Source organism: Qipengyuania sp. BR81-2, from assembly GCF_055693895.1.
This window is the reverse complement of sequence record NZ_CM146344.1, coordinates 2,211,076-2,228,270: the sequence shown is the minus strand read 5'-3', so window position 1 is coordinate 2,228,270 and position 17,195 is coordinate 2,211,076. Positions and strand designations below refer to the sequence as shown.

Genomic DNA, 17,195 nt, shown 5'->3' with positions numbered 1-17,195 from the left:
GAAAGGATTAGGGCAAATAACCGCTTTATGATCATCGCCTTAATGGTCGGCCCCCAAGCGGCGCGGTTGGTCTAGGGTGGCGTTGGAAACACTTCCATCGGTCGCGATGATTATGGAGATAAACATGTCCCAAATGCTTCGGAAAACAGGCCTTCTGATCCTTGCCCTGCTTGGCAGCCTTTCGCTAGCGAGTTGCGGCGGTGCCGGTTCGCTCGCGTCGATCCCCGCTCCGCCGGGCGGCGAGTACCGGGTCAATACCGGTGACAGCCTGCAGATCGCAGTGCAGGATCTTGATGCGGCAGACGGGGAATACACCGTCGACGACAGCGGCACGATCTCGCTGCCCATGATCAAGGAAATCGAGGTCCGCGGCCTGACATTCAGCCAGATTGGGACCAAGATCGAGGACCAATATCGCTCTTCCGGCATTCTGACCTCGCCCGTAGTGAATGTGCAACCCGCTGCTTTGCGCCCCTATTACGTCCTTGGCGAAGTCAACCGTCCCGGCGAGTTCGAATACCGCCAGGGCATGACCGTCCTTGCCGCGATTTCCGCTGCCGGTGGCTATACCTATCGCGCGGACACCAAAGCGGTGGAAGTCACGCGGACGATCGATGGCCGCGAGGTCGTCGGGCGCGCCGACGAGACGACGGTCGTCCAGCCGGGCGATCGTATCCGCGTCTTCGAGCGCTGGTTCTGACATGACGCGCGGGGGCAAATACCTGTCGCTTTCGGCTAGCGCGCTGGCGCTGCTGCACACGCCTCTTGCGGCACAATCCATTCCGGATACCGCGCCGGCAATCGAGCGCGACGATCCCGAGTTCGAAATCGATCCCACCCGGATCGGTCCGTTCGATGTTACTGTCGGTTTCGAGTTATCCTCCCACTACGACAGCAATCTCTATGCGCTGCCGGACAACGAAATTGACGACGTCGTGTTCGAACTGGCACCCCAGATGCGCGCCGTTCACAGTTCCGGTCCGCTCGAGATTGCCTTCGGAACCCGGACAATAATCCGCCGTCATGCCGACCAGACATCGGAAGACAGCGAAGCGGTGCGCTTCTCGGGGGATCTCACGTGGTCACCCCATGAAGAGGAAAGCTTGAGCCTCGGCGCAGCTTTCGAACGCGCAATCGAGGATCGCGGCGATCCCGAAGCGCGCGATATTTTGGCACCGGGCCCGCGCGAGCTCGACATCTGGTCGGGAGCGGCTCAGTACCGACGGGCACGTGGCAGGATCTTGCTCGATATCAGGGCACAAGCCGCGAAGTACGATGCCCTCTCATCCCTCGACGACAATCGCGATTTCAGTGCCTATTCGGGTAGCGCCACGCTCGGCATGAGGGTCGGCGGGTCGATGTTCCTCACTGCGACCGGGTTCGCCAATCGCCGCGATTTCCGCATTGATCCCGATGTTCTGGGGCAGGAGCGCGATGCGACAACCTGGGGCGGCCGTGTCGGATTCGATATAGCCCCTGGCGGCCTCGTCGAAGGTTCATTGTCCGCCGGTGTTTTCCGCTACGAACCCGACGAGCCGACCTTCGAGGATCGCACGGGCTTCTCGCTGGCAGGCAATGTCATCTACCGCCCGCGACGCCGCACAGCCTTCATCCTGGACGCGTCGAGTGGTGATGTCGCAACCTTCCGGACAGGAGCAACCGGGCGAACCGACCTGAACGGCAGGGTAACCTGGCAACAGGAAATCCGCCATAACCTGCGCTCGAGCTTAAGCGCGGGCTATCGTCGTAGCCGCTTTCGCGGGACGGACGTGACCGAGAAAACCTTCGTGGGCCGCGGAGAACTCGAATTTCTTTTCAGTCGCCACCTGTCGCTCGTCGGCGAGGTTAGCTACGGCGATCGCACGAGTGATCTGGACTTCGACGAATTCGACCGCTTCAGAGGTGGAGTCAGCGTCAGGATGAAGTTCTGACTAGATGATCTGCGACGAAAGCGTCGCGCTCATCCAGTGAACAATTCAGGCCACGCTATGCGCCCCCCCGTGCAGCTTGTGTGCAGGCACTCTACCACCCGTAGCCGGATACAGCTCGAAGCGGGCTGCGTAGGCATGGATGATCGCCAACAATAACGGCAGGGTCCACATGCGCGCATACATGTGGGCAGCCGCCAGCGTGAAGCCGACAAAGGCTATGAGGAGCCCGATCGCCAGTGCTGCATCAAGCCGATTGCTCCGCAGGATGGTCACCGCCATGGCCACAAGCCCGGACACGAGGAAGAGGAATCCGGCGAAGCCCAGCAGCCCGCCTTCGGTCAGTATAAGCAGAGGCAGCATGTGCACCGGCGACTGATAGATGCTCACCTCCCTGTAGCCGTCAGCGCCATACCCGATCAGCAAAGTGTCGCTTGTTAGGCTCCAGGCTTCAGAAAGGATCGCCATCCGGTCCTGGAAGGTGCCGGCCATGTTTATATCGCCCGAGAGGAGAGCCGGAGCGACCCTTTCTCCGAAAGCTTCGGGCAATGGAACACCGGATATCACGAGGCTGATCAAGGTGACCACGATGGGAATGCCGAGAACCAGTGTGCGAGTAGGCCACAGGAGAAGAAGTGCAGCCGGCACCGCGAGACAGCCAAGGACGAATGCAGTGAAGCTCCCGCTCATGATCAAGCCGGCCGCAAGGATCGCAAAGCAGGGTATTGCGAGAACCGGATGCATCACATGGCGGCAGATCAGGTAAAGAACGGCGACAAGTCCGAATACAGTCATTGCACCGTTCGTGTTTGCGTTGCCCGACAGGGCGCCGATACGGCCTGCTCCAGAAACGAAGGTATAGCCCATCCATTCAGCGATCTGGTCGTAGGTGAAGAAGTAAGACGCCGCGATCGCGCTCGCCTGCGCCAGACAAACGCCGAGGACGAAAGCTATTAAGCAGCGGTCCAGCACGAATTGGCGAAAGCTGGCCAGCATCATCGGAACAGCAAGGAGCGCGAAAAGGTACTGCCCGGAAACGCTTATCCAACGGACGGCAGACCCGTTGAATATGGATCCGATAAACAGCCCGCCGATGAGGCACATGATGCCCAGGAACCAGAGACTGGTCAGTGGCCCGAAGGGCCGCGAATTCAGCTTCCCGCGAAAAAGCAGGTAGATGATCACGATCAGGAAGAAGCTGTCGGACAGGGTGATGTTGATGTCGCCCGGTCGAACGATGTGCCAGGATAGCGTGAAGAGCCCGGCATAGAGGCAGAACAGCGCAGCAGATTCCCCACGGGAATGCACATCGCCTACCACAAGACCCGAAGTCTTGTTGAAAGGACCTCCATCGTTGCCTCGCAGTTGCGCTGTCGGAGAATTCACCCTGCCATTCCTTCGGCTCTTAGGGTGCCGAACCTAGCCGCGACGCCCGGAGACCTCCAATGTTCAGGCGATGGAATACCGTGATCTTTGGAAACACTCCCATCGCATTGGAGAGCAACGCATACCCCTAAAGAGAGCCCTCCGGCGGCGATCTGCCCGTGTATGAACTCCACATGCGACCGGAACTCCCGATACTCGTTTTTCGCAGCCATGAATTGCAGAGAGGATGATGTCTCAGCTTTCTTTCGCTCCTTGCCACTGCCGCGTCAGTTCGACGCAGTTGGGCCGGCGGGCAGGCGCCGCGCGAAACGGCATTGCTGCCCTGGCATTTATGATTGCCGCCTGCTCCGGACCTGGGAGCGGGATGGCCCAACAAATCGAGACGAGCGACGCGGAAACTCTGGCTCCGGCACCAGAGCAGCCCGCCTTCCGTGGTGCGCAGGGTTTCGGGGCAGTGAGCAAGGGCGGACGGGGCGGCACAATCATGCTTGTTACCACGCTTGCCGACTCAGGTCCGGGCAGCCTGCGCGAATGCATCGAGGCCAGAGGCCCGAGGGTGTGTGTGTTCCGCGTCGCGGGCGTGATACGCTTCACGGGCAGGCCGCCGCGCATCCGGAATCCGTTCATCACCATTGCCGGACAGACAGCCCCCGGAGGCGGCATAACCCTTGCGCACGCGGGCGGGCTGACTGGTGCGACGCCCCTGGTGATCAAGGACAGTCACGACGTGGTTATACGCCACCTCAGGATCAGGCCCGACAGGATAGGAGAAAACCGCGGGGGCGAGGATGCGATCACGATCGAGAACGGTTCGCGCGTCATCATCGACCATGTCAGCGCCAGTTGGGCTCGCGACGAGATAATCAACGGCCATGCCGACAACGACTACGTCACGGTGAGCAATTCGATATTCTCATCCGGCATCCAGCCACACGACAAGTGTGCATTGCTCGCATCCGACGCAGGCAACGTGCAGCGCTTCAGCTTCATCCGCAATCTTTGCGCCCACAACGGTGACCGGAATCCGGACATGAACTTCCTGCCGGGATCCTGTGTCGAGGTGTTCAACAACGTGTTCTACAATGCGCAGTCCGAGTTTGCGGAGATCTGGGAAAGCCGCGGCGGCAGCCCGGTCTCGATCGTGGCGAACAGTTTTGTCGCAGGACCAGCGACAAGCGCGCGCACTCTCGGCATCTCGCGTCAATCGATCGGCAGCAAGGGCCGCGCCAGCGCCTACTTGCGCGGAAACCGCTTCGTCGGAGACTTCGAGCATATCGGGAAAAGCGTTTCCGCTATCTCGAGCGCCAGCCCGAATTGCGACTTTACGATGCAACCCGCCAGCGCGGAGGACGCATATGAAAATGTTCTCGGTCTTGCGGGCGCACATCCACGCGATTCGATCGACGAACGGGTCGTCGGCGAAGTCCGCTCGCGCACGGGACGATTGCTTGAGCGCCCCGGTTCGATCCCACCGGTGGCTACTAGCGAAGCATATCCGGACGAAGACGGTGATGGAATGGATGACCGCTGGGAAGCCGAGAACGGTGCCGATGCGCAGGTGTTCGATGCATGGGACGACCCCGAAGGCCGTGGAACCGCCAATCTCGATCGATTTCTCGATGATCTGAGCGACCGGCTAATCGGAGAGGATTCAATTGCCCTTTAGCTGGCGAAACCAAGGCGCGCTGCTTTACTGGCCATATGGGCTAATCTCTTTAAGTCGCTCAACTATCCGATGCACCATTTTGGCAGCGCGGCCGAGCCTGCATATTGATCAGTGGAACCGCGGGAGTGTTTTTGCGTCCTGCGGAAACTGACTCAAAGCCGAGGCCAAACATGCCCAATCTTCTCGCGCCTCAAGGCGTCACAGGCAATACATCGGTTGATCAAATTTACGCGAGAAATATCGGTCACGAGGCACCGTACATTCCGCAGGTCATGTCCCTGCGCGACATGCTGCGACTACTCGAACGGCACAAGTTGCTCATCCTCGCGATTGTCGGACTGACCACGGGCGTTGTCCTTCTGCAGCAAATCTTTGCGCCGGATCTCTACCGGTCGCAGTCGCAGGTCCAGGTCGAACTAGTCGACGAAGTCGGGACCAACCAAGCAGACGTAAACTCGCGCAACGAACAGCGGGTGGCAAACACCGTCCGCCTTTACCGTTCACGCGCCTCGTCGGAGCGAGTGATCCGAGACCTCTCGCTCCTGGAGGACGAGCTGTTCCTGCAGGAATTGGGCGAAGTGCCTACGAACCAGACGGACCTGCTCCAGGCAGCTACGACCCGATTGCTCGACATGACGTCCGTCTCCAGCGAGAAGGGTTCCGACCTGATCCAGGTGGCGGTGACCAGTCACTCGCCCGAGCTTTCGGCACGTATTGCGAACCAGTACCCTGAATCGGTTCGCGTCGTGCGCAATTCGCACAGCAACGAACGCCGCCAGGAACTGTTGGCATCGCTGAAAGAGGAGCAGGCCCGCCGGGCTGACGATGCTGAAGCAGCGGCCCGTGCATTGTCCGATTTTCGCGCGCGGACGCGGATGCTTGTCGGCGCTGGAAGTCAGGAAGACCTCGCGCAGATCAATCGCATTGCCGTCCAGGCAGAGGCCGCCAGCGCGGCGAGCAGCGGATCAGCTTCCCGCAGCGCCGGGATCTCCAGCGCATCGAGGCTGGTGAGTACGGCTCAGGCCACTTCCGCTGCAGTCCAGCAGCTCGAGAGGCAGCAGGCAGAGCTATTGGCCGAACAGGCGCGTCTCGGTGCGACTTTCGGCCCCAACCATCCCGATGTCGTCCGAGTGAACTCGCAGCTTGCGACCGTCGACAACACGCTTGCCCTGGAAAGAGACCGGGCCCGTTCAGCCGCCAATGAGGTGGCGGCAGCAGAAAGCGCAAGGATGGCTGCCATCGCGCGCAGTGACGCGGCCATGGATGCAGCCCGAGCTTCGCGGCTTCAGGGATCGGTTGCGGCCATGACTTCAAGGGCTTTCCAGAACAACGCCAACATCGCCGAACTTTCGCAGCTCGAGCGCGCCAGTGTCCTCGCCGATAATGCCTACACTTCGATTGCCGACCGCATCGAACAGGTAGAGGCTCAAATGCAGCTGCAGGGGGTCAATACGCTGGTTGTTTCTCCCGCAGTTCCGGACTTCGACCGGATTTCTCCGGAGCCCCTGAAGATGGTGTTGCTTGCACTGCTCGGCTCCACGGTTATCGGGATTCTCATCGCGCTCGCCCGCGATCTTGTCGATGATCGGCTGAGGACCTCGGCTCAGATACGCCGACATGCCAATGTCCCGACGCTGGGCATGTTGCCTTCGATTGACGACGGCATTTCGGACCGGATCGATGAGAACCTTGTACTGCGAAACCCTCAGTCGCTTTACGGGGAAGCAGCCCGATCGGCCTATGCCGAGCTTCGCGCGCTGTCCCCGCATTCGGAATCTCAATCGGTCCTGATCACTTCACCGCTGCCCGGCGATGGCAAGTCCACCGTCTCGCTCACGATGGCTGCGGCAGCGGTCAGCATGGGCCAGACCGCCGTCGTGGTCGATCTCGACCTGAGGCGCCATGGATTGCTGCAAACTCTCCAGAATGAACTCGAAACGCCCGATATTGTCGACGTCATCACCGGTCAGGCGGAGCTCGACACGATCCTTTCGGCATCCTCGCCCGACAAGATGATCGAATGGCAGCGCAAGGGTGGCGAAGGCCATGAGGACAGGCCGCGCATCGCCCTACTGAGTGCCAACCGGCCGGTTCGCGATCCCGCTTCGATCCTCACGAGCTATCGCCTGACCCAGCTCATAGAGAGGCTGAGCCAGCTCTTCGACAAAGTCATTATCAACGCTCCGGCAGCGCTTGCAGTGCGCGATGCCCGAGCGATGTGCGACTACACCGACAGTACGATCGTTGTCGCGCACTGGGGCGAGACAACCGTTGACCAGATGAAGGCCACACTCGAGCTTCTGGGCGACCAGGTCGGCGGGGTCGTTTACAATCACGTCGACTATGCCGAGCACGCCCGCCGCAAATACGGGGACTCCGTCCAGTACTACATGGAAGCTTCCGAGTATTATGTGGACGACGTGCCCGAGAAGATCAGCTTCATGGACCAAGTCCGAAGGCTGTTCCGCCGCGACAAATGGGCCGCCTGACGGGGCGCAGGCATGCAACGCATCGTCGCTCTGGCCTTGCTGATTATTCTGACACCGCTGCTGCTTGTCCTCTTCATCGTCGGCCTAGTGATGATGGGCTCCCCGGTCCTGTTCCGACAGACGAGGTCGGGCAGGAACGGCACGACCTTTCGCATCGCCAAATTTCGCTCGATGAACGATGCCCGCGACGCGCAAGGCCGCCTGCTTCCCGACGAACAGCGCGTGACGGCCTGGGGGCGCTTCCTGCGCCGTTCCAGGCTCGATGAACTGCCCGGCCTTTGGTCCATCGTTCGCGGCGATATGGCCTTCGTGGGTCCCCGACCGCTTCTTCCCGGCACCATAGCCTCGCTCGGAGAACGCGGACGCCAGCGAGGGCAGGTGCGGCCGGGGCTTACCGGATGGGCGCAAGTCAATGGCAACACGCTGCTCAGTCTCGACGAGAAGGTGGCTCTCGACCTGGACTATGTGCGCAGAGCATCCTTTGGCCTCGACTGCAGGATTATCCTGCGCACCATTGCCGTCATGATCGCGGGCGAGAAACGCACCGGTGAAGCGGCAATGATCGATCCGCCTTCGCGGCGGCTTCGCTAGGCATCAGGCAGGTTTCAGCTCTTTCAGCGAGGTGAGCGTGAGCCGCGCCGCGTGATCCGGCGTCGGCGGGGAACTGTTGTAGACACGTCCCGGTCGCACGACCTGGATCGTGAGCCAGCCCATTTCATTCGGTGCGAGAAAGTCCTTCGATGCATTGTCCGCAATATAGACGAGCTCTTCCGGCGCGTGGCCACTGCGTTCTGCGACCTCGCGGAAAGCACGCGGATGCGGTTTTCCGAAGTCCCCCTCCCACTGGCCGGTCAGGATAATGTGGTCGATCCGGCCGTCGAGACCGAGCGCGCGTACCTTCGCCGCCTGCATGGCCTCGGGCCCGTCGCTAATCAGCGCGGTGCGTTTTGCAGAGAAGCGCTCGAGGAAAGCGGGCACGTCGTCGCAGAGGGCTATGTCCGGCTCATGCTCGCGATAAGTGCGAACCATCGCGGGGATGTCCCGCGCGGCTCCCTCGATGCCGAAATAGTCCAGCGCGCGGTCGAAGATGTCACCCCTGTGCCCGATGGCGAGCAGTTCGAAGCAGACGGTTGCAAACTGCTCCGGATCGACGAGCCGGGAAAGAGAACGGCCCACTGCCGCATATCCGCTGCGCGCAAAATCGCGCTCTAGATAGAGCGTGTCGTCGAGATCGAGAACGACGGTCCGTGCGGTGAGCTCGATCACACGAAGATCGCCGCATCGTAGCGCAACATGGTCGCGCCCTCGCGCCAATCGTCCGATGCGCATTCGGCACTGCCGCTGGCGAGCGCGAGGATGCTCTCGGCAAACCTTCCCCCCGCGTGATCGGCAAGCGGATAGCCGCCCCCGAAGCGCGCGTTGATCTCGAACACCCTCAGCCCGCGCAATGCGTCGTCGATCAGCTGGAAGCAGGCAATTCCGCGCAGGCCGGGCAGCGCATCGATGATCGCCTGCGCGATGGCGTGAATATCGGCCCTCCTGACTGTGCGCCCCTTTTCGACCTCACCTGCCCTCACGGACAGCCGGACATGGGGGATCACAGACTGCAGCTTTCCCTCGGCATCGACATAGATGTTGACCGTGTATTCGTCGCCGGAGAGCAGCTCCTGGAGGATCATCGGTTCGTCATAGCTATCGCGTATATCCGCGGAGGTTTCGACCACGCCGATGCCCCGGCTGGCGCTTCCGCCCGAAGGTTTGATGAAGGAAGGCCAGTTCCAATTTTCGGGCAGCGCTTCCCGTGTCGACAGTTCGATCGTGCGGGGTACCGGCACGCCGGCATCTCCGAGCGTCGACGCAGTCAGCGCCTTGTCACGCACTACCCCGACTGTCGCAGCGGAGCTCACATGGACGAAGGTTCCTATCTCGGCGAAACGCTCGCGCGCCTCTGCAAGCGGTGTCAATTCGGGATCAATCGTCGGCACGAGCAGCCTGATCCGGTTCTCCCGGCAATATTCGAGCAAGACAGGGATATAGCTCTCATCGGTGCAGCGCGGGACGGCAAAGCGCCGGTCCGCGTCCCGGCATGCGGCACTGAGTTCCGGATCGAGATCGCAGGCGTGAACTTCGAGCGTTAGGCCGAGCTGTTCGGCAGCATCGCGGAAACAGCGGGTCAGCTCGACGCGCCGCCCGGCAGAGGTGAAGAGGATTGGGAATGCGTTCTCGCTCATCCCTTTGCCAGAGCCCCTTGCGTACCGATTGCCGAAATACCGGCACTCTCGCGGCGGCTTGCGATCCGGTCGACGAGGCCGTCCCACAAGGGCAGGATTGTTGAAGGCGCATAAGAGCGGGCCTTCTCGCGTGCAGCCTCGCCGAGACGGGTGCGCAGCTCCTCGTGCGTGATGAGGCGCTCCATGGCGCCTGCAAGCTGTCCGACCTGCTCGGCGGGCACGAGCAAGCCGTTCACGTCGTTATGCAGCATCTCTTCCGGACCGAAGTCACAGGACGTCGAGATAATCGGCAGTCCCGCCGCCATCGCCTCGCCGAGGACATTCGGAAAGCCTTCGTAACGTGAAGAGAGCACGAAGATGTCGGTCGAGGCGATCCAGCTTCCGGGCTCCTCGCTCGTACCTTGCAGCGTCACCCTGCCCGTCAGGCCCTTGCGTTCGATCAGCGCATCGAGCGCGTCCCGCTCAGCGCCATCGCCCCAGATGTCGAGCTGCCAGTCACCATGCCTCGCCGCGACGAGCGCGAAGGCCGACACCAGCACATCGAAGCCCTTCTGCCGGTCGAGGCGGCCGACTGCCGCTATCCGCTTGGCACCAGCTTCGGGCGCAAACTCTGGCTCGGCCACCGGATTATGGATCACCACCATGTGGTCACGCAAAGTGACGGGGAAACAGCGTTTTACGGCTTGGGTCTGACAAACGATGGCATCACTGCGCTTGTAGGCATGGCGCAGCAGCCGGTTCCACAACGGATGGGTCTTCTGCCGTTCCGGATTGTTCCGCTCGCACGCGGCCCAAGCGTGATCCATGCCCAGCCCCGCCAGGGCGGCAACGAGGTTGTTCTTGGTCAGGAAGGACAGGAGCACATCGGGCTGCAGCTCTGGCAGGACCTTACGCAGGCGCCAAGCCTTGCGGAGGACCGAGCGCACGCCGCCTCCCGGGCAATCCAGCCGGACCAGATGGATACCCTCAGGAAGCGGGTGGTAAATCGGGTCATCGGGCGCATCGAAAGCAATGACCGTGACCTTGCGCCCCGAAGAGGCCCAATGCGTACACAGCTGGGCAATAACCCGCTCTGCTCCACCCGCTCCCAGAGCGGTGATGAGGATGGCAACATGACGGGCCACGAAACTGGTCTTCGATCTCCTGAATCCGGGAGTTCGAAATTAGCACAGGCCAGCACTTAGACGACCGGTGCATCCGGTCTAACCCCTATTGCCAGCGACCGCGCCCAGCCTCGCTAGGGTTCCCGAAGTTTCGCCGCCCGAAAGGGGTATATCGTCATTCCAGTCGCTTGGAGGAGCGTAGGCGGTCAGTCTCCTGGGATGCACACGCCGAGAAATGACGCTGTGCCGACTATGGAAGCGGCCTTGCATGGGCAGCCGTTCTGGCGCGCCCTGGGCATTGGCGCGCTTGCAATCGCCGTTCTCGGACTGATCGGAAGATTGCTGTCCTACCCGTTGAATCGCGACGAAAACATGTTCGTTTCGGTCGCCCAGATGCTGGGCAGCGGCGATCTCTATCGTGATCTGGGATACAATCACCTGCCCAACCTGCCCTACCTGCTCGGCGGCATCTTCGCCGTTACAGGGACTTCCGGCTATCTCCTCACCGCGCGGCTCATGGTGGCAGCTTTCTGGTTGCTGGCGCTCTTCTTCCTCTGGCGTATTTCGCGAAACCAAGCTGCCGGCTTTACTGGCTTCCTTGCGGCCGCTTCGGTCCTGATCGGGAGCACTCTACTGCTTAGTGAGCCAGGAATGCTGGCGACCAATAACCTGATCCCCGTGGCACTGGTTTTTCCCGCGGTCTTCCTGCTGTTTCGAGGCCTCGATGCTGAAAAGCCCTCCGCCGGATATATGCTCGGTGCCGGTCTCGTCGCCTCACTAGCGATCGGGTTCAAGGCGAACTACATTTTCCTTGCCGCCTTCTTCGCCTTCGCCGTGCTGATTGCGCCAAGGGGGGCGACCTTGGGCCAGAAACTGCGATACGGCCTTATCCCGCTAGGGATCGGAGGTCTTCTTGGCGGGCTGCCCACCCTTGTGCACATGTTCGGCGATCCCGATGCATTCTTTGCGCATACACTTCGCTACTTTACCGAGCTGCAGACCGCCTACTGGGCGGAAAGCGACGCCCCGAAAACCGTATCGCTCAAAGGGAAAATCCTGCTCGCCCAGAGCATCTGGTTCGCAAATACCAGCCTCATTGCGCTGATGCTGGTGGTCACGCAAATGGCCCTCATCGCTTCAACCGACGGATTGCGCGCCCTCTTCGACTGGAAGGTCACGATCCTCGGACTGGCCGTGATCAGCGGTCTCGTCGTCGCCTTCGTACCGACGCCGTCGTTTGCGCAGTACTTCATTCCGCCCCTGCCCTTTCTTGTACTGTTGATCCCGGTGCTTGCCGGAAAGCTGCCTGGAAGAGCGCGCCAGTTCGCGGGCCTTCTACTCGCGGCAGGCGCGGCGCTCGCGCTGGTCAATGCCGTTCCGCGCCTCGGTGCTGGACTGGCTGCATTCGCCAGCCCGTCTTCCTGGAGCACGCTTGCTGACGGACGCGCGATCGCTCGTGCCGGTTCGGAATCGAGCCTCCGACCGGGTGATCGCATTGCCACCCTCACCCCCGTCTGGGCACTCGATGCCGGATATTCGATCTATCCTGAGTTTGCAGCCGGCCAGTTCGTCTATCGTGTGGCCCCTTACATTCCGGCCCAGGATCGCCCGTTCTACCGAACCACTTCGCCTACCTCGCTCAACAGCTTTCTCGATGCCGATCCCCCGGCAGCTATCCTCGTGAACCGGGCAGAGCCGATGGAGGCGGACCTCGCCGCCTACGCGCTATCGCGCGGGTACCGTCCGGCAGGAACTTCCGGCGAAGATCGTCCCTTCGACCTTTACGTCGCCCAGCGCTGACCATTTCGTATGGTGCTAGCCCCTTGGGAGGGGCGCTGGCTAAACCTGCCTAACCCCGATGCCCATTTCGGCAAAACCCGCGCTTTCCGTAGAGTCTTCAGGTGGACGGGGCGCTTTTTCGCCCTCCAACCCCATTGAGGCGAAAGGAAGCTCTGATGAAGGTCGTTCTGCTGGCAGGTGGGCTCGGATCCCGACTTGCGGAGGAAACCGTCCGCATTCCGAAGCCCATGGTCGAGGTGGCAGGCCGCCCGATCATGCTTCACGTCATGGATATCTACGACCGCTTCGGCTTCACCGATTTCATCGTCGCCTGCGGCTACAAGGCGATCTCGATCAAGAGCTTCTTCCAGGACCTGCACCTGATGAACAACGACTTCACCGTCGGCATCGGGAATGGCGAAATGGACCTGAAGCCGACTTCGAAGGTCGACTGGAAGGTTTCGGTAGTCGACACGGGCCTGTCCACGATGACCGGCGGCCGCCTCCGCCGCCTGCGCGAATGGATCGGCGACGAGCCCTTCATGGTCACATACTCGGACGGTGTCGGGAATATCGACATCGGCAAGCTTGTCGAATTCCACAAGTCGCACGGCAAGCTGGCGACGGTCACCGCCGTCCAGCCACCCGCTCGCTTCGGCAACCTCGAACTCGACGGCGACAAGGTCTCTGAATTCACCGAGAAGGTCCGCAAGCACGAGACTTGGATCAACGGCGGCTTCTTCGTCTTCGAGCCGAAGGTGCTCGACTACATGCTGGGCGATGACGAACCGCTCGAGCAGGCGCCCCTGACCAATATCGCGCGGGACGGCGAGCTGATGGCCTTCAAGCACAAGGGCTTCTGGCATCCGATGGACACGGTCCGGGACCGCGACACGCTCAACAAGCTCGGCACGCAGCCCGTGCCGCCGTGGCTGGACTTCGAGAATGGCAAGCCGGTCCTTTCGACCGACGCGCCGGTGCAGCTGGTCAATGCCTGACAATCCCCCCGTCCCGATGAAGGCATTGGCCGGCTGCTTCTCCGGCAAGCGCGTGCTCGTGACCGGGCATACGGGCTTCAAGGGCAGCTGGCTCTCGCTATGGCTCGACCGTCTCGGCGCCGAGGTTACGGGTGTTGCACTGGAGCCGCCGCCCGGCCCCTCGATGTTCGAGATGGTCGGCCTGTCGTCCATGGTCGATCACCGGATCGGGGACATTCGCTCGGCAGAGGACTTCGAGCGCGCGACGGCAGACCTCGATGTCGATCTCATGATCCACATGGCCGCGCAGTCGCTTGTGCGCCCGTCCTACGAGAACCCGGTCGATACATTCGCGACGAACGCCACCGGCACTGCCGTCGTGCTCGACCGTGCGCGCCGTATGCCTTCGCTCAAGGGCGTGGTCGTCGTTACCAGCGACAAGTGCTACGAGAACCACGAGTGGGAATGGCCCTATCGCGAGACCGACCAGCTGGGCGGCGCCGATCCCTACAGCGCCTCGAAGGGCTGCACCGAAATCGTCGCAAGCTCGTTCCGCCGCTCCTATTTCGCCGGGGACGACACGGCGCATGTCGCCACGGTTCGTGCAGGCAACGTCATCGGCGGCGGCGACTGGGCGGTCGACCGTCTGATCCCGGACATCATCCGGGCCACTCTCGCCGGCACGGCCGTTACGATCCGCAATCCGGCCAGCGTGCGCCCTTGGCAGCACGTGCTCGAACCGCTTTCGGGCTATCTCGAGATCGGCCGGCGGCTGATGGAAGAAGACGGCGCCGACTTTGCCGAGGCATGGAATTTCGGCCCCTCGGCCAACGCGTTCCAGGAAGTCCAGCCGATCGCACGCAAGCTGCAGGCTGCCTGGGGACCGGGAGCGGCACAGATCGCCTTCGGCAAGCGCCCCGACGAGCCGCACGAAGCGCGCCTTCTCACACTGGATAGCAGCAAGGCGATGCAGCGCCTCGGCTGGGCCCCGCGCCTGACCACGGACGAAGCTATCGCAATGACCGCCGAATGGTACCGCGCCGCAGCCGAGGGCTCGCTCGACATGCGCGAACTCACGCTCGCCCAGATCGACCGCTTCTGCGGCAATCCGACATCCACGAACCAGCTTGAAGGGAAACGCCCGGTATGCGCGTAAATTATGGACAGACCGTCCACGGCGAAGAGGAAATCGCAGCCGTCGTCGAAGTGCTGCGGACCTCCACGCAGATGGGACCGAAAGTGCGCGAGATGCAGGAGCGCGTCTCCAAGCTCTTCGCCAAGAGGCACGGCATCATGGTAAACTCGGGTTCCTCGGCCAATTACCTGGCGATGGAGCTGCTCGATCTTGAAGAGGGCAGCGAGGTCATCACGCCCGCGCTTACCTTTGCCACCACGGTGGCACCGATCGTGCGCGGCAGGCTGGTGCCCGCATTCATCGATGCGGCCGTGGGAACCTACAATATCGACGTCGAGAAGATCGAGGAGATGATCACGCCGAAGACCAAGGCGATGATGATCCCGTCGCTGATCGGCAACCTGCCCGACTGGGACCGCATTCGCGAGATTGCTGACCAACACGGCCTCATGGTGATCGAGGACAGCGCGGACACGCTCGGCGCAACGCTCCGCGGTGAAAGCACCGGTACGCGCTCGGAAATCAGCACGACCAGCTTCTACGGTTCTCACGTCATCAATGCCGCGGGCAATGGCGGAATGCTGTGCGTCTCGGACGAAGAACTTGCCCGCAAGGCTTTGCTTCTGCGCTCCTGGGGCCGGACTTCCTCGCTCTACCAGGACAGCGAGAGCATCGAGAAGCGATTCAACGTCAATGTCGACGGGATCAGCTACGATGCGAAATTCCTGTTCGACGAGCTCGGCTTCAACGTCGAACCTTCGGAAATGGGCGCGGCCTTCGGTCTGGTCCAGCTGGACAAGCTCGAGAAAAACATCTCGGCGCGCGAACACAATTTCGCCCGCCAGATGGAGTTCTTCAAGCAGTACGAGGAGTGGTTCATCCTGCCAGAGCAGATGCCGGATTCGCGGACCGGCTGGCTCTCCTTCCCGCTCACCATCCGCCCCGATGCGCCGTTCGAGCGCCGCGAGCTGCAGATCTGGTTCGAGGAACGCGACATACAAACGCGTCCGGTTTTCACCGGCAACATCCTGCGCCAGCCGGCCATGCAGAACGTCGAAACACGGGTGACCAAGGATGGCTACCCGGTTTCCGATGCCGTGATGCGCGGAGGCATTCTCCTCGCCTGCCACCACGGTCTCGACGAAGCGCAGATCGACTACATGCACGAGACTTTCGAGGGTTTCGCAAAGTCTCGCCTGTCCACCCCAATCAGCGAGGCCGCCAATGCTTGATCCCCGCAATACCGAAGCTCACCGTGAATCGACGATGGAAAAGTGCCGCGCCTGCGGCGCGGACCATCCCTATCTGTTCCTGAGCTATGGCGAGCATTCTCCCGGCCAGATGCTGATCCGGCCCGAGGATATTGACGCACCGCAACCGGCTTTCCCGCTCAATGCGCAGGCCTGCCTCGAATGCGGCCTGATCGCGGTGGCAGACCAGATCCCCGAAGGCTTCTTCACGCACTACCTCTACGTGCCGTCGGGCGCGGCGACGATGCATAGTCATTTCGACGAGTTCGCAGACATCATTGCCTCCCGCGCGGGTGACGGGCTCGTTGTCGACATCGGCAGCAATGACGGCCTGCTACTGGCCGCCTGCAACGCGCGGGGCTGCAAGACGCTCGGCTTCGACCCGGCCGAGAACATTGCGGAGATTGCCGCCCAGCGCGGCGTCGAAACCCACGTGGACTATTTCCACCCGCAATCCGCCCGCGAGGTGCGCGATGCGCGGGGCAAGGCGAAAGTCATCTCGACGACCAATACCTTCAACCACATCGGCGACCTGCACAGCTTCATGGAGGCCGTGTGCATCATGCTGGAGGACGACGGGACCTTCATCATCGAGGTGCCGTGGGCGAAGGAAATGCTCGAGAAGGCCGAATTCGACAACATGTACCACGAGCATGTTTCCGAGTTCAGCGTGCTTTCGATGGTGAAGCTCGCCGAGCAGTTCGATCTGGAAGTCAGCGACGTCACCTATCTCGACGGCATCCATGGCGGTTCTTTCCGCACCTTCATGACGCGCAAGAGCGCCGGTTTCCCGATCGGCGAGAACGTTGCGAAGATGCTCGAGGAGGAAGCGGCTGTCGGTATGCTCGACCAGGCGACCTACGATGCACGCACCGAGGAATTCGACGCGATCGGGAGCGAACTGCGCCGGATCATCGATGAACTGAAGGCGCAAGGGAAGAAGATTGCAGGCTACGGCGCGTCGGCGCGCGGCAGCACCACGATCACCTACTTCGGCATCGGCGCGGACGATCTCGATTTCCTCGCCGACAAGAACCCGCTGAAGCACGGCCTCTATTCGCCCAACACGCGAATTCCGATCAAGCCGGTAGAAGCGATCGAGGAAGAGAAGCCCGACGTGCTCTTCATGCTCGCGTGGAATTTCTTCGACGAGATCTACGCACAGCAGGAAGAATTCCGCGCGCGTGGCGGCCAGTTCCTCGTGCCCTATCCGAAACCCCGGCTGGTTTCCTGACCCGGCCCTGCGGAGGA

At 61.7% G+C, this 17,195-nt stretch carries 14 protein-coding genes; 10 read left to right on the top strand and 4 right to left on the bottom strand.

Annotation, left to right across the window (positions count from 1 at the left end; all coding sequences use genetic code 11):
* The first annotated feature begins 124 nt into the window (after positions 1 to 124).
* A complete protein-coding gene (locus tag ACZ1G8_RS11240; RefSeq protein ID WP_472679478.1) occupies positions 125 to 700 on the top strand; it encodes a polysaccharide biosynthesis/export family protein in 576 nt (191 codons plus the stop codon).
* A 1-nt stretch (position 701) separates the two neighbouring features.
* Positions 702 to 1,931 carry an outer membrane beta-barrel protein gene (locus tag ACZ1G8_RS11235; protein ID WP_472679477.1) on the top strand — a complete coding sequence of 410 codons (1,230 nt, stop codon included), beginning with the start codon at positions 702 to 704 and terminating at the stop codon, positions 1,929 to 1,931.
* A gap of 45 nt (positions 1,932 to 1,976) precedes the next feature.
* Here the strand turns inward: ACZ1G8_RS11235 and ACZ1G8_RS11230 are convergent, their stop codons facing one another.
* Entirely contained in the window at positions 1,977 to 3,314 is a 1,338-nt protein-coding gene (locus tag ACZ1G8_RS11230) for an O-antigen ligase family protein (protein WP_472679476.1), read from the bottom strand.
* A 364-nt stretch (positions 3,315 to 3,678) separates the two neighbouring features.
* Between ACZ1G8_RS11230 and ACZ1G8_RS11225 the strand changes: the two genes are divergently transcribed.
* The 3 genes from ACZ1G8_RS11225 (at position 3,679) to ACZ1G8_RS11215 (ending at position 8,060) form a co-directional block, all read left to right on the top strand.
* Positions 3,679 to 4,980, top strand: coding sequence for a pectate lyase family protein (locus ACZ1G8_RS11225; protein ID WP_472679475.1), 1,302 nt, complete (start codon positions 3,679 to 3,681; stop codon positions 4,978 to 4,980).
* 272 nt (positions 4,981 to 5,252) lie between these two features.
* Positions 5,253 to 7,469, top strand: a complete 2,217-nt coding sequence (locus ACZ1G8_RS11220; RefSeq protein WP_472679474.1) for a GumC family protein — start codon at positions 5,253 to 5,255, stop codon at positions 7,467 to 7,469.
* A gap of 12 nt (positions 7,470 to 7,481) precedes the next feature.
* Complete coding sequence (locus tag ACZ1G8_RS11215; RefSeq protein ID WP_472679473.1) at positions 7,482 to 8,060, top strand: sugar transferase; 579 nt, start codon at positions 7,482 to 7,484, stop codon at positions 8,058 to 8,060.
* 3 nt (positions 8,061 to 8,063) lie between these two features.
* Here the strand turns inward: ACZ1G8_RS11215 and ACZ1G8_RS11210 are convergent, their stop codons facing one another.
* From ACZ1G8_RS11210 to ACZ1G8_RS11200, 3 genes are read right to left on the bottom strand one after another with little or no spacing between them, the layout of a single operon-like run.
* A complete protein-coding gene (locus ACZ1G8_RS11210; RefSeq protein WP_472679472.1) occupies positions 8,064 to 8,735 on the bottom strand; it encodes an HAD family hydrolase in 672 nt (223 codons plus the stop codon).
* Positions 8,732 to 9,700 carry an ATP-grasp domain-containing protein gene (locus ACZ1G8_RS11205; protein WP_472679471.1) on the bottom strand — a complete coding sequence of 323 codons (969 nt, stop codon included), beginning with the start codon at positions 9,698 to 9,700 and terminating at the stop codon, positions 8,732 to 8,734. Before ACZ1G8_RS11205 ends, ACZ1G8_RS11210 begins: the two co-directional genes overlap by 4 nt.
* Positions 9,697 to 10,824 carry a glycosyltransferase family 4 protein gene (locus ACZ1G8_RS11200; protein WP_472679470.1) on the bottom strand — a complete coding sequence of 376 codons (1,128 nt, stop codon included), beginning with the start codon at positions 10,822 to 10,824 and terminating at the stop codon, positions 9,697 to 9,699. The genes ACZ1G8_RS11205 and ACZ1G8_RS11200 overlap by 4 nt, the downstream gene beginning before the upstream one ends.
* Positions 10,825 to 11,055: 231 nt before the next feature.
* Here ACZ1G8_RS11200 and ACZ1G8_RS11195 point away from each other — a divergent pair, with 231 nt between their 5' ends.
* The 5 genes from ACZ1G8_RS11195 to ACZ1G8_RS11175 all read left to right on the top strand — a co-directional run bounded on the left by ACZ1G8_RS11195 (position 11,056) and on the right by ACZ1G8_RS11175 (position 17,178).
* Positions 11,056 to 12,603: a hypothetical protein gene (locus tag ACZ1G8_RS11195; protein WP_472679469.1), complete on the top strand. Its 1,548-nt coding sequence runs from the start codon at positions 11,056 to 11,058 to the stop codon at positions 12,601 to 12,603.
* 155 nt (positions 12,604 to 12,758) lie between these two features.
* Positions 12,759 to 13,580: a glucose-1-phosphate cytidylyltransferase gene (gene rfbF, locus ACZ1G8_RS11190; RefSeq protein ID WP_472679468.1), complete on the top strand. Its 822-nt coding sequence runs from the start codon at positions 12,759 to 12,761 to the stop codon at positions 13,578 to 13,580.
* Positions 13,573 to 14,715: a CDP-glucose 4,6-dehydratase gene (gene rfbG, locus ACZ1G8_RS11185; RefSeq protein ID WP_472679467.1), complete on the top strand. Its 1,143-nt coding sequence runs from the start codon at positions 13,573 to 13,575 to the stop codon at positions 14,713 to 14,715. Before rfbF ends, rfbG begins: the two co-directional genes overlap by 8 nt.
* On the top strand, positions 14,706 to 15,926 hold the full coding sequence (locus ACZ1G8_RS11180; RefSeq protein ID WP_472679466.1) for a DegT/DnrJ/EryC1/StrS family aminotransferase: 1,221 nt from the start codon (positions 14,706 to 14,708) through the stop codon (positions 15,924 to 15,926). The genes rfbG and ACZ1G8_RS11180 overlap by 10 nt, the downstream gene beginning before the upstream one ends.
* Positions 15,919 to 17,178, top strand: a complete 1,260-nt coding sequence (locus tag ACZ1G8_RS11175; protein ID WP_472679465.1) for a class I SAM-dependent methyltransferase — start codon at positions 15,919 to 15,921, stop codon at positions 17,176 to 17,178. Before ACZ1G8_RS11180 ends, ACZ1G8_RS11175 begins: the two co-directional genes overlap by 8 nt.
* Positions 17,179 to 17,195 lie beyond the last annotated feature (17 nt).

Bases quoted from the DNA above. Each gene is read 5' to 3' on its own strand.
- ACZ1G8_RS11240 (WP_472679478.1), top strand. From the start codon at position 125: ATGTCCCAAATGCTTCGGAAAACAGGCCTTCTGATCCTTGCCCTGCTT.
- ACZ1G8_RS11235 (WP_472679477.1), top strand. From the start codon at position 702: ATGACGCGCGGGGGCAAATACCTGTCGCTTTCGGCTAGCGCGCTGGCG.
- ACZ1G8_RS11225 (WP_472679475.1), top strand. From the start codon at position 3,679: ATGGCCCAACAAATCGAGACGAGCGACGCGGAAACTCTGGCTCCGGCA.
- ACZ1G8_RS11220 (WP_472679474.1), top strand. From the start codon at position 5,253: ATGTCCCTGCGCGACATGCTGCGACTACTCGAACGGCACAAGTTGCTC.
- ACZ1G8_RS11215 (WP_472679473.1), top strand. From the start codon at position 7,482: ATGCAACGCATCGTCGCTCTGGCCTTGCTGATTATTCTGACACCGCTG.
- ACZ1G8_RS11205 (WP_472679471.1), bottom strand. From the start codon at position 9,700: ATGAGCGAGAACGCATTCCCAATCCTCTTCACCTCTGCCGGGCGGCGC.
- ACZ1G8_RS11195 (WP_472679469.1), top strand. From the start codon at position 11,056: ATGGAAGCGGCCTTGCATGGGCAGCCGTTCTGGCGCGCCCTGGGCATT.
- rfbF (WP_472679468.1), top strand. From the start codon at position 12,759: ATGAAGGTCGTTCTGCTGGCAGGTGGGCTCGGATCCCGACTTGCGGAG.
- rfbG (WP_472679467.1), top strand. From the start codon at position 13,573: ATGCCTGACAATCCCCCCGTCCCGATGAAGGCATTGGCCGGCTGCTTC.
- ACZ1G8_RS11180 (WP_472679466.1), top strand. From the start codon at position 14,706: ATGCGCGTAAATTATGGACAGACCGTCCACGGCGAAGAGGAAATCGCA.
- ACZ1G8_RS11175 (WP_472679465.1), top strand. From the start codon at position 15,919: ATGCTTGATCCCCGCAATACCGAAGCTCACCGTGAATCGACGATGGAA.